We start from the raw sequence: 11,342 nt of genomic DNA, 5'->3' as shown, positions 1-11,342 counted from the left end.
TGTTGGGTGAGCTCGTTCTTGGGTTCGGTGACGGGGGTTTCTTGTGGTGCCGGGTGCCGGGTGCCGGGTGCCGGGTGCCGGGTGCCGGGCGCCTGGGGTCTGGGGTCTGGGGTCTGCTGGAGGGTGCGGCGTTGTGGTGGGTTGGGGCTGGTCTCTGGGGTTTCTTGTGGTGCCGGGGGTGGTGGGCGCTTTCCTCCCCCTGGGGTGACCGCAATGACCCGCCCCTGGGGGCTGGCGGTTGGGTCCCCCATTTCTTCGGGCGGATGGTTGGTCTGCGGCCGTTGGGTGTTCGGCGGCGAGAGCGGGCCGGCCCGGGGAAGGGGTGGACCGCACACCCCGAGGCGCCCCGCACCAACCATCCGCGAACCGCACTTTCAGCGGAAGCCGGACATGTAGGGGGTGGCGCCGAAGCGGGTTGCGAGGAGCCCCGGCCGGGCTACGCTCGACGCTCCGACGAACACCACCCACCTGCCACCAGTCCATTGGGCCACCCACCTGCCACCGGCCCACCGGGCACGCGCACTCGACCAGTGGGTCCCGTTGACGCAGCAGGTGCTCCGCGCGAGAGGATGACCGCGTGGAGCACCCGAACCCAGCCGACCTGCGAAGGGCCTACCGCGGCCGTCCCCTGCGGAGGTCCACGCTGGCCGCTCACCCCATGTCCCAGTTCCATCTCTGGTTCGAGGAGGCCTACGACCTCGGCCTGCCCGAACCCAATGCCATGGTGCTGGCCTCGGTCGAGCCGTCCGGCCTTCCGCGCGGGCGCACCGTGCTCATGAAGGGCTACGACGGTGCCGGTGTCCGTTTCTTCACCAACTACACCTCGCGTAAGGGCCGCGCCCTGGAGACCGACCCGCGCGCCTGTGTCGTCTTCCCCTGGCACCCGATACGCCGCCAGGTCCTCATGGCAGGGCGGGTGGAACGCCTCGACGACGAGGAGAACGACCGCTACTTCGCTTCCCGTCCGCGGGGCTCGCGCATCGGTGCCTGGGCCAGTGAGCGGCAGTCCTCCCCGGTCACCGGCCGTGCCGAGCTCGAAGAGCTCTACGAGGGGTTCGACGGCGTGTGGGAGCCGGGCCGCGAGATCCCCCGGCCGGATTACTGGGGCGGTTTCCGGCTCGTTCCCGAGGAGGTCGAGTTCTGGCAGGGAGGCTCCGACCGGATGCACGACCGGTTCCAGTACCTGTGGGACCCCGACGGCGACGAACCGTGGGCCATCGAGCGCCTGGCCCCCTGACCCGGGAGTGATCTTCGTCCTTTCGTGCATGTGTTCGAGGCGGGGGAGGGGCCTCCACGGTGTGGGGCGGGCAGCTCCGGCCACCTCCTCCTCCGGTCCCGGGGGTCGGTCGGCACTGAACCCGGAACCCTTGTACCGTGGTGTTTACGGGCCTGACCGTGTCCACATCGTGAGTCCGTCCGAGATGCACAACAGTCGCGCCGCGATATGCTGGATCGAACGGTGGTCGCTCCCGCGGCCCTGTGGACGCCCCGTTCCCCGCCAGCCACTGGGAATCACGCCGTCCCGGCCTGTGTTGTGAGAGATCTGCCGTGTCCGCCGTCAACGCGCGCCGGGCACTGAGCCTTGGGAGGGGAGACGTGACCGCACACGGGCTGATCGACACGACGGAGATGTATCTCCGCACGGTCTTCGAGCTTGAGGAAGAGGGGATCGTCCCGCTCCGTGCGCGCATCGCCGAGCGCCTGCACCAGAGCGGGCCGACGGTGAGCCAGACAGTGGCCCGGATGGAGCGCGACGGCCTGCTACGGGTCGAGAACGACCGTCATCTGGTGATGACGAGCGAGGGCCGCCGGCTGGCCACGCACGTCATGCGCAAACACCGTCTCGCCGAGCGCCTGCTCGTCGACGTCATCGGTCTGCCCTGGGAGGACGTGCACATCGAGGCATGCCGCTGGGAGCACGTGATCTCCGAAGCGGTCGAGGAGCGCCTCGTCTCCCTGATGAACGCGCCCTCGGTGTGCCCGCACGGAAACCCCATCCCCGGGCTGGACGAACTGGGCCTGGCCGACTACTCTCCGGAACCCTTCACCGACGACTCCATCGTCCCCATGGTCGACGCGGCCGTTGGCAAGGAGGCCACGGTCACGGTGCGGCGGATCAGCGAACAGATCCAATCGGACGCCGACATCATGCGCACACTGCGGCTGGCCGGGGTACGACCGGGACAGGACGTCGTGATGTGTGCGTCCGACGGCGGAGTCCGGATCACCGGCGAGGACGGTGACTCGGTGCTGCCCGGCGACGTGGCCGGGCACATCTTCGTCGCCAAACCTTGAGATCCCGCCAGGAACGGTGACTGCTCATCAGGATTGTGACAATGCCTGCGCAAGCGTTGACGGTGTTGCTACGCTCAGCCGTAGGTGCGGTCGTTCGGGGTACCCGGAGCGGGCATGTGTGCAGCTCATGACGGCGAGGTGGCGGCTAGATGACACGGTGGGGTGAGCCCTCCCGGGAGAGCGACGCTCTCACCACGGCCGCCGTGGTCGAACAGGCGCAGATCGCCATCGTCGTCATCGACCGGCACAGCTATCTTCGGTACTGGAACCCTTTCGCCCGCGAGCTCTTCGGCTTCGTCGACGGACGCGACCACGCCGGTCTGTCCCTGCTCGACATCGGTATCCACGACTCCGACCGCGAGCACGCCAGCCAGCTCGCCCGCCGTGTGCTGCGCGGCGAGCCCTGGGAGGGCACGTTCGCGGTCCTGCGCGGCGACTCCACCTGGATACACGTCCGTGCCCAGGCCGTGCCCGTGCGCGACGACGAGACCGGTGAGATCGACGGCATCACCCTCATCGCCCGCGAGGCGCTGCGCAGCGGCCGGGTGGAGGAGCAGTACGGCCTGCTGGAGCGTATCGGCAGCCGCCTCGCCGGATCCCTGGAGTTCGATTCCACGGTCAAGGGTGTGGCCGGGATCCTCGTCCCGCAGTTCGCCGACCACTGCTTCATCGACCTCTACGAGAACGACCGCCTCATCAGACAGGTGTCGGTGCACTCCGAGGGGTGGTCCCCTCCGCCGAACACCTGGGTCGGACTCGGCGAGGAGGTCCGTTACCCAGAACGCCACTTCGTGACCCGGGCGCTGCGCCGCCTGGAGGCCGTGGTCAGCAGCGACCACCTCTTCGCGAACTCGCCGAACGACCGTTCCGACCGGGTCTCCCGCCAGGTCGGCATCAGCTCCGTGATCGCCGCCCCGCTGCGGGCACGCGGTGAGGTGCTGGGCGTGCTCACCCTGGCCCTGTCGAGGCTCTCCCTGCGCCAGAAGAACACCTACGGCGGGTTCGACCGCGATCTGGTCGGCGCGATCGCCTCCCGGGTGGCCCTGGCCATCGACAACGCGCGGCTCTACGAGGAGGAGCGCACCACCGCGCTCGCGTTCCAGCGCAGCCTCCTGCCGCGGAGCTTCCCGCAGCTCGACGGTCTGACCGTGGCCCACCGGTACCTGCCTGCCGCGCCCCTGCAGACGCACGGGGGCGGGATCCGGACCCAGGTCGGCGGAGACTTCTACGACGCGATCCCGCTGTCGGCCGGACGTGTGGGTCTGGTCATCGGCGACGTCGAGGGCCGTAGCCCGTATGCCGCCGCCGTCATGGGACAGCTGCGCGCCGCTCTGCGTGCCTTCGCGCAGGCCGACCGCGAACCCGCCGACATCCTCCGCGAGCTCGACGAGTGGGTGCGCCAGCTCGGTCAGCCCGACGGCAACGGCGGCACCTGGATCCCGAGCGTCAGCTGCCTGTACATGGTCTACGACGCCTGGTCCAGGGAGCTGTCCTACGCCAACGCGGGACACTCGCCGCCGTTGCTGGTCACCTCCGACTCCGTCCAACCCCTGGAACTGGCGCTGCCCGACCGCATGCTCGGCGTGCGCGCCAGGAGCGGCTCCGGTGAGGACATCGTCTACCACCAGGCGAACCTGCGTCTGCCCACCGGCGCGACCCTGGCCATGTACACCGACGGGCTCGTGGACCGCCACCCCGCCGGTGGTCGGCCCGACCCCGAGAGGGCGCTGACGCGGATCACCGACCGGATCGCCGAGGTCGCGGACAAGGACGTCGAGCAGATCGCCGAGGCCGCGGTCAACAGCGTTCCGGGCGAGCTCGACGACGACGCCGCGCTGTTGGTGGTGCGCACCAACTCCGACCAGCTCGCGGTGAGCGAGGGCTGGTTCCGTTCCGATGCCTCCACCGTGGGGGAGTCCCGCCACTTGGCCGCCCAGACCTTCAATGAATGGGGGATGGACCGGGACCAGGCGGAGCTGGCCTGTCTGCTGGTGTCGGAGATCGTCACCAACGTCGTCATCCATGCCACACCGCGCCCGGTGCACCGTGCGTTCAACGGCAGTGGGGTCTTCGATTCCGAGAGTCCGGTGGACGAATCCGGCGAGGACGAGTTCGACGAGGACTGGACCGACCTCCTGGAGGCGGCCGAGGAGGAAGAGACGGCGGAGGACCCCGCCGACAAGGAGTTCCTGCTGCGGTTGCGCCGTGGTGCCGAGACCATGTGGGTGGAGGTCTTCGACAACGATCTGCGTCTGCCGCGGATCCGCAGCGCCGCCGCGGACGACGAGGGCGGCCGGGGACTGTACCTGGTGGAGCAGCTGGCGACCCGTTGGGGGTCGCGCCCCACCCCGGACGGCAAGGCCGTGTGGTTCGAGATGCCGCTGTTCAGTGAGGACAGCTCCGAGGAGGGCTGAGGAGACGGCCCTCCGTCGGCCGTGCCGGCCCGCGGCCTCGCGCGAGGGCCCTCAGTACTCGGCCCTCGGCCCGGTACCGGGCCTTCAACGCCAGGACCACGCCCACAGCAACAGGCACAGGAAGACGAAGAAGACCACGATCGCCTTGGTGCTCCAGGGGACGTGGACCTTGGGCCGGAGCCAACGCACACCGATCACGAGCAGGACCACCAGCAGGCCCATCACGATGAGGCCGTCCCACGCACCGGTCATGAACGCTCCGACCCTTCTCCCGGGGGTTTGGCGCTACAGGCCCAGTCCGCGTCCGACGATCTCCTTCATGATCTCGGTCGTGCCGCCGAAGATCGTCTGGATACGCGAGTCCTGCCAGGCCCGAGCCACGGGGTATTCCATCATGTAGCCGTACCCGCCGTGAAGTTGGAGGCAACGGTCCATGACCCGGTTGCACATCTCGGTGGTCCACCACTTGGCCTTCGCCGCGTCCTCGACGGTGAGCTCGCCCCTGTTCAGGAGCTCGACGGCCCGGTCCACGTAGGTTCGCGCCAGATCCACCTCGGTCGCCAACTCGGCCAGGGTGAAACGGGTGTTCTGGAACCGACCGATAGGTCGGCCGAAAGCTGTGCGCTCGCGGCAGTACTCGATGGTGTGCTGGAGCATGAAGTCGGCCGAGGCCACCGCGCAGGTGGCGATGGACAGCCGCTCCTGGGGCAGGTTCTCCATCAGGTGGATGAAACCGAGGCCCTCCGTGCCGATCATGTTCTCGGCCGGTACACGGACGTCGTCGAAGAACAGCTCGGCGGTGTCCTGGGCCTTCATCCCGATCTTGTCGAGGTTGCGGCCGCGCTCGAACCCGGGCATGCCGCGCTCGACGACGAGGAGGGAGAACCCCTGGGAGCCGGCGTCCGGGTCGGTCTGGCAGACCACCACGACGAGGTCGGCGTTGATGCCGTTGGTGATGAAGGTCTTCTGCCCGTTGACGATGAAGTCGTCGCCGTCCCGGACCGCGCTGGTCTTGATGCCTTGCAGGTCACTGCCGGTGCCGGGCTCGGTCATCGCGATCGCGGCGATCAGCTCACCGCTCGCGAACCCGGGGAGCCACCGTTGCTTCTGCTCGTCGTTGGTGAGACCGACCAGGTACGGGGCCATGACGTCGTTCTGGAGTGTGACGCCGAACCCGCTGGCGTGGGCCTTGCAGACCTCCTCGTTGACGATCGTGTTGTACCGGTAGTCGTCGAGGCCGGTCCCGCCGTACTCCTCGGGTACGCCGTGACCGATCAGCCCCACCTGGCCGGCCTTGGTCCACACCTCGCGGGGGACGATCCCCTCCTTCTCCCAATCGGCGTGGAAGGGGACGACCTCGCGTTCGAGGAACTCCACGACCGACTCGCGGAAGAGGTCGTGGTCGGAGTCGAACAGGTCCCGCTTCATGAGCTGCTCCGGGTGTCGGGGATCACGGTGGTGTGGCAACACGTTAACCGAATCTGATTCGGTACAGAAGGGCCGGGCCGGGTCGGAGCGGGCGGGGGCCGGGCGGGTCGCATTGGCGGGGGCGGGGACTTGCCACGGCAGCAGAACCGAATACAGTTCGGTTCAGAACCGTCATTCCGCGCCCCTTGGAGGACCCCGTGGCCGAGGCCTACATCGTCGACGCCGTACGCACCCCCGTCGGCACGAAGAAGGGCGCCCTCGCCGGCGTGCACCCGGCGGACCTGGGGGCGCACGTGCTCAAGGAGCTCGTCGAGCGCACCGATGTCGACGCCGAAGCCGTCGAGGACGTCATCATGGGTTGCGTGAGCCAGGTCGGCCCGCAGGCCCTGGACCTGGCCCGCACGGCCTGGCTGTCGGCCGGCCTGCCCGAGAACGTCCCCGGCGTCACCATCGACCGCCAGTGCGGGTCCTCCCAGCAGGCCCTGCACTTCGCTGCTCAGGGCGTCATGTCCGGCACCCAGGACCTCGTCGTCGCCTCCGGCGTCGAGAACATGGGCATGGTTCCCATGGGAGCCAACGTCCAGTTCGCCCTCGACAACGACCTCGGCCTGTACGGCGACGGCTGGGTCGAGCGCTACGGCATGCAGGAGATCTCCCAGTTCCGCGGTGCACAGCTCATGTGCGAGAAGTGGGGCTACAAGCGCGAGCAGCTCGAGGAGTTCGCCCTGGAGAGCCACCAGCGCGCCGGCAAGGCACTCGAGGGCGGCCACTTCGACGCCCAGATCGCCCCGATCGCCGGTGTGAGCCAGGACGAAGGCGTGCGTGCCGACACGACCATGGAGAAGATGGCCGGACTCAAGCCGCTGCGTGAGGGCTGGGACCTCACCCCGGCCGTGGCCAGCCAGATCTCCGTCGGTGCCGGCGCGGTGCTCATCGCCTCCGAGGCCGCGGTCAAGAAGTACGGCCTCACGCCGGTGGCCCGTGTCGTCCAGCTCTCCCTCGTGGGCGACGACCCGGTCTACATGCTCACCGCGCCGATCCCCGCGACCCGTGTCGCGCTGGAGAAGGCCGGCCTGAGCATCGACGACATCGACGTCACCGAGATCAACGAGGCCTTCGCGCCCGTGCCGATGTCCTGGATCGAGGAGCTGGGCGCCGACCCGGCCAAGGTCAACCCCAACGGTGGAGCCATCGCGCTGGGCCACCCCCTGGGTGCCACCGGCGCGGTGCTGATGACCAAGCTGGTCGGCGAGCTGCAGCGCTCCGGCGGCCGTTACGGCCTGCAGACCATGTGCGAGGGCGGTGGCCAGGCCAATGTCACCATCGTCGAGCGCGTCTGACCCGGTCGCGCTCCAGGTCCGTGCCTCCGCTCAGAGGCACGGACCTCTCTGCGTCCCGGGCCGGGAACGTTCTCGTCCGTATGCATCCCTGCATGCCTGCATCTCGGATGCCGTTCTGAGTCGGACCGGGTCGTGTTTTGCATCATTCCGGTCCCGCACCGTCGCCCGCCACCACCCTCGACGGGTGCGCCGCCGGGCGGGCAGTGTTTCCGCGGAACCACCAGGCTGCTTCTCGCTGTGTCTCTGTGCTCGTGAAGCACAACCAGGCGGGCCCGGCTGTGGGATCCTGCCGAGTTTGCGGGGCAAGGCACAGTAGGGACGACGGCCGCTCGCTGATCCGAAAGCCTTCTGAAGAACACTCCCCGGGTGGAGAGCAGGCGAAGAGCTGATGCGCGAGGTCATGGACTTCACGTGTGGCGCATGAGCAGGGGGCTCACGGACCGGTGACGGGGAAGTGCAGGCCCGGGCCGGAGATCCCGTGTTCCAGGCCCAGCCAGGCGGCCATCGCCTCGAGTTGTTCCCGCAGCCGGGGCAGCGTCTCGTCGGGTGCTCCGGGTTCGAGCGTGACACGTCGGGCCAACAGGAGACCCGCGCTGCGGTCGGCCTTGAGGTCGACCCGGGCCACGAGGCCCTCGCCGAGCAGGAACGGCAACACGTAGTACCCGTGCACACGCTTGGGTGCGGGCACGTAGATCTCCAGCCGGAACCGGAACCCGAAGAGCTCCTCGGCCCGTCCACGGGTCCACACCAGCGAGTCGAACGGGCTCAGCAGCGCCCGTGCGTCGACCGTGCGCGGAACCCGGGCGTCCCGGTGCAGGTAGGCAGGGCGTTCCCAACCCTGTACCGTGACCGGCACGAGCTCACCGGAGTCGACGAGGTCGGCCACGGCAGGCCGGGACAGGCGCACGGGCAGCCGGAAATAGTCGCGCAGGCACGGCTCGGTCGCCACCCCGTGGGACCGTGCTGCGATCGCGACGAGTTCGCGCGCGGCGTCCTCGGGCCCCAGCTGCGGTGTGTTCAGGTGCTCGGCGGGCAGAACCCGCTCGGTGAGGTCGTAGCGGCGCTCGAACTGGGTGTTGCGACCGTTCGAGGACAGGTCTCCGACCCAGAACCCGTATTCCAGGGCCCGCTTGACGCCGGACCAGTTCCAGCCCCAGTGCTCCTTGGTGCGGGGTGCCTCCTGCGCGAGCGCCCTCTCCACCTCCCGTGCGGTGGACGGGCCGAGGCGTGCGACCTCGTCCGTCACGGCTCCGACCAGTCCCGGGCGCTCGTCGAGGACACGGGAGACCCACGTGCCGCGCTTCTGACGGTTGGCGTCCATGCGGTAACGCAGCAACTGCCTGGTGGCGGGCGGGACCAGGCTCGCCTCGTGCGCCCAGGCCTCCACGAGACGGGCCCGGCTCGACTCTGCGGCGGTGGTGGCGGCCCGGTCCAGCAGCGCCGGATCGTAGTCGCCCATGCGCGCGAAGACGGGCAGGTACTGGCTGCGTGAGAGGACGTTCACGCTGTCGATCTGGAACAGCCCGGTCCGGCCCACGACCCGTCCCAGATGGGTGAGGGTGGGTGTGCCCGAAGGGCGCGGATCGGTGAGTCCCTGTGCGGCGATCGCGATTCGGCGGGCCTGCGGGAGGGAGAGCACGGAGTCGCTGCGGGGGTGTCGGTCGGCCATGCCGTCACCGTAACGCCGGGTACCGACATCCCCCGCGGTCCGCGGACCGGGGAGGGCAGGATCAGGTGCCGCCCATCCGGCGGTGCTGGTCCTCCTCCAACGAGGGCCCCGGTTCGGATCCGCCGATGAGCGGGCCCGGCAGGGAAGGATCGATCACGCCCTCCTCCAACCAGGTGTAGGAGTCGCCGAGGACCCGACGGGAGAGCTTGCCGTCCACGTCGTCGGTGTTGGACCACAGCGCCTCGAACAGCGGTGCGATCCGCCGTCGGGCCTGTCGGCAGAACACGTCGGCGAGTTCGAAGGGCCCCGACCCGCGTTCCGGGTGGTGATCGGCGTCGTGGCGGGCACGCACCACCACCGCGCTCATCGCGAAGAGTTCGGCGCCGATGTCCACGAGCCTGGCGAGGAAGGCCTGCTTGACCTCCATCTTCCCCTGCCAGAGCGACATGCCGTAGAACGTGGACCGGGCGAGCTTGCGGCTGGTGCGCTCCACGTACCGCAGGTGCGGGGCGAGCGGACCGAACTCCCCGAAGGCCGAGGGCGTCTGCCCCTGCCCGACGGCCAGTGTGGGCAACCACTTGGCGTAGAACCCGCCCGCGCGGGCCGCCGCGCGGGCCTTGTCGGAGGTGCCGGTGTCGGGGTCGACGAGGTCGCCGGCCACCGACAGGTGCGCGTCCACCGCCTCACGGGCGATGAGCAGGTGCATGATCTCTGTGGCGCCCTCGAAGATGCGGTTGATGCGAAGATCCCTCAACAGTTGCTCGGCCGGAACGCCCCGCTCACCCCGTGCGGCCAGGGACTCGGCAGTCTCGTACCCGCGCCCGCCCCGGATCTGCACGAGTTCGTCGGCGATGGTCCACGCGTGCTCGGAGGCCCACAGTTTGGCGATGGCCGCCTCGATCCTGATGTCGTTGCGGCCCTCGTCGGCCATTTGCCCGGTCAACTCCAGCATCGCGTCCATCGCGTAGGTGGTGGCGGTGATGTAGGAGATCTTCCCGGCGACCTCCTCGTGCTCGCCGATGGGGCGCCCCCACTGCACCCGCTCGCGAGCCCATTCGCGGGCGATCCTGGTCGACCACTTCCCGGCACCCACGCACAGGGCGGGAAGGGACAGGCGGCCGGTGTTGAGCGTGGACAGGGCGATGCGCAGACCGTGCCCCTCCTTGCCGAGCCGGTTCTCCGCCGGGACCCGGACCCGGTGCAGGCGGGTGAGGCCGTTCTCGATCCCGCGCAGACCCATGAACCGGTTGCGGCGCTCCACGGTGATGCCGGGACTGTCGCCCTCCACGACGAAGGCGCTGACCCCGCCGCGGTGGCCCGGACCCTCGGGCACCCGCGCCATGACCACGAGGAGGTCGGCGACCACACCGTTGGTCGTCCACAGCTTCACGCCGTCCAGCAGGTAGGCCGATCCGTCCTCGGTGGGCACGGCGGTCGCGTGCAGGCGGGCCGGGTCGCTGCCGACGTCGGGCTCGGTGAGCAGGAACGCACTGATGTCGCCACGGGCACACCGGGGCAGGAAACTCGTCTTCTGGTCCTGGTCGCCGAACATCCGCACGGGCTGGGGCACACCGATGGACTGGTGCGCCGACAACATCGCGCCGAGGGCCGGACACACCGACCCAACGAGGGTGAGTGCCCGGTTGTAGTAGACCTGGCTGAGTCCGAGCCCGCCGTACTCGGCCGGGATCTTCATACCGAAGGCCCCGATCCGGCGCAGGCCGTCGATGACCTCGTCGGGGATGCACTCCTCACGCTCGATGCGGGCGGGATCGATCTCGGCGCAGAACGCGCGCAGTTCCCCGAGGAAGGCCTCACCGTCCCGCCGGGCCTCCTCGCCGGGTTCGGGGAAGGGGTGGACCAGGTCCAGGCGTAGCCGGCCCAGATACAGCTCCTTGGCGAAACCCGGGAGCTCCCAACCGCTCTCGCGGGCCTGTTCGGCGACGGACCGGGCCTGCTTCTCGTCGACCTGGGCCCCGTGGTCGGCGGACCGTGGTTCGGCCATGACACTCACCTCGTCGCGGGAAGGGGTGTGTCCTGCCTCACACTCCCTACCCTGTGGCGTGTCCGTTGACGCTCACCGTGCACGCCCCTGCGGAGGGTGTCCGGCCTGTCCTGCTCCCCGCGGCCCTCACGTTCGGTGATCGATCCCACGGGTTCTCCGGAAAAAACCTTTGACCCGATGCGAACCCCGAC

Annotated in this window: 8 protein-coding genes; 4 read left to right on the top strand and 4 right to left on the bottom strand. The window is 69.4% G+C overall.

Going from position 1 to position 11,342, the window contains the following annotated elements; genetic code table 11:
* Nucleotides 1-577 precede the first annotated feature (577 nt).
* The 3 genes from pdxH to D456_RS0101885 all read left to right on the top strand — a co-directional run bounded on the left by pdxH (nucleotide 578) and on the right by D456_RS0101885 (nucleotide 4,709).
* A complete protein-coding gene (gene pdxH / locus D456_RS0101895; RefSeq protein WP_026115487.1) occupies nucleotides 578-1,237 on the top strand; it encodes a pyridoxamine 5'-phosphate oxidase in 660 nt (219 codons plus the stop codon).
* 359 nt (nucleotides 1,238-1,596) lie between these two features.
* Nucleotides 1,597-2,295: a metal-dependent transcriptional regulator gene (locus D456_RS0101890; protein ID WP_017574451.1), complete on the top strand. Its 699-nt coding sequence runs from the start codon at nucleotides 1,597-1,599 to the stop codon at nucleotides 2,293-2,295.
* Nucleotides 2,296-2,444: 149 nt separating this feature from the next.
* On the top strand, nucleotides 2,445-4,709 hold the full coding sequence (locus D456_RS0101885; RefSeq protein WP_017574450.1) for an ATP-binding SpoIIE family protein phosphatase: 2,265 nt from the start codon (nucleotides 2,445-2,447) through the stop codon (nucleotides 4,707-4,709).
* 84 nt (nucleotides 4,710-4,793) lie between these two features.
* Here D456_RS0101885 and D456_RS27010 read toward each other — a convergent pair whose 3' ends face one another.
* Both D456_RS27010 and D456_RS0101875 read right to left on the bottom strand, forming a co-directional pair.
* Nucleotides 4,794-4,961 carry a hypothetical protein gene (locus D456_RS27010; RefSeq protein WP_017574449.1) on the bottom strand — a complete coding sequence of 56 codons (168 nt, stop codon included), beginning with the start codon at nucleotides 4,959-4,961 and terminating at the stop codon, nucleotides 4,794-4,796.
* A gap of 33 nt (nucleotides 4,962-4,994) precedes the next feature.
* Nucleotides 4,995-6,137, bottom strand: a complete 1,143-nt coding sequence (locus D456_RS0101875) for an acyl-CoA dehydrogenase family protein (protein WP_017574448.1) — start codon at nucleotides 6,135-6,137, stop codon at nucleotides 4,995-4,997.
* 197 nt (nucleotides 6,138-6,334) lie between these two features.
* Between D456_RS0101875 and D456_RS0101870 the strand changes: the two genes are divergently transcribed.
* A complete protein-coding gene (locus D456_RS0101870; protein WP_026115486.1) occupies nucleotides 6,335-7,477 on the top strand; it encodes an acetyl-CoA C-acetyltransferase in 1,143 nt (380 codons plus the stop codon).
* Nucleotides 7,478-7,910: 433 nt separating this feature from the next.
* Here D456_RS0101870 and D456_RS0101865 read toward each other — a convergent pair whose 3' ends face one another.
* Nucleotides 7,911-9,146, bottom strand: a complete 1,236-nt coding sequence (locus D456_RS0101865) for a winged helix-turn-helix domain-containing protein (RefSeq protein ID WP_017574446.1) — start codon at nucleotides 9,144-9,146, stop codon at nucleotides 7,911-7,913.
* Between the two features lie 61 nt (nucleotides 9,147-9,207).
* Nucleotides 9,208-11,151 carry an acyl-CoA dehydrogenase family protein gene (locus tag D456_RS0101860; protein WP_017574445.1) on the bottom strand — a complete coding sequence of 648 codons (1,944 nt, stop codon included), beginning with the start codon at nucleotides 11,149-11,151 and terminating at the stop codon, nucleotides 9,208-9,210.
* Nucleotides 11,152-11,342 lie beyond the last annotated feature (191 nt).

Origin of the sequence: Nocardiopsis kunsanensis DSM 44524, assembly GCF_000340965.1 — a bacterium.
GTDB lineage: Bacteria > Actinomycetota > Actinomycetes > Streptosporangiales > Streptosporangiaceae > Nocardiopsis > Nocardiopsis kunsanensis.
Note: the sequence above shows the minus strand (reverse complement) of the source record. Positions and strands in the feature narration are given on the sequence as shown.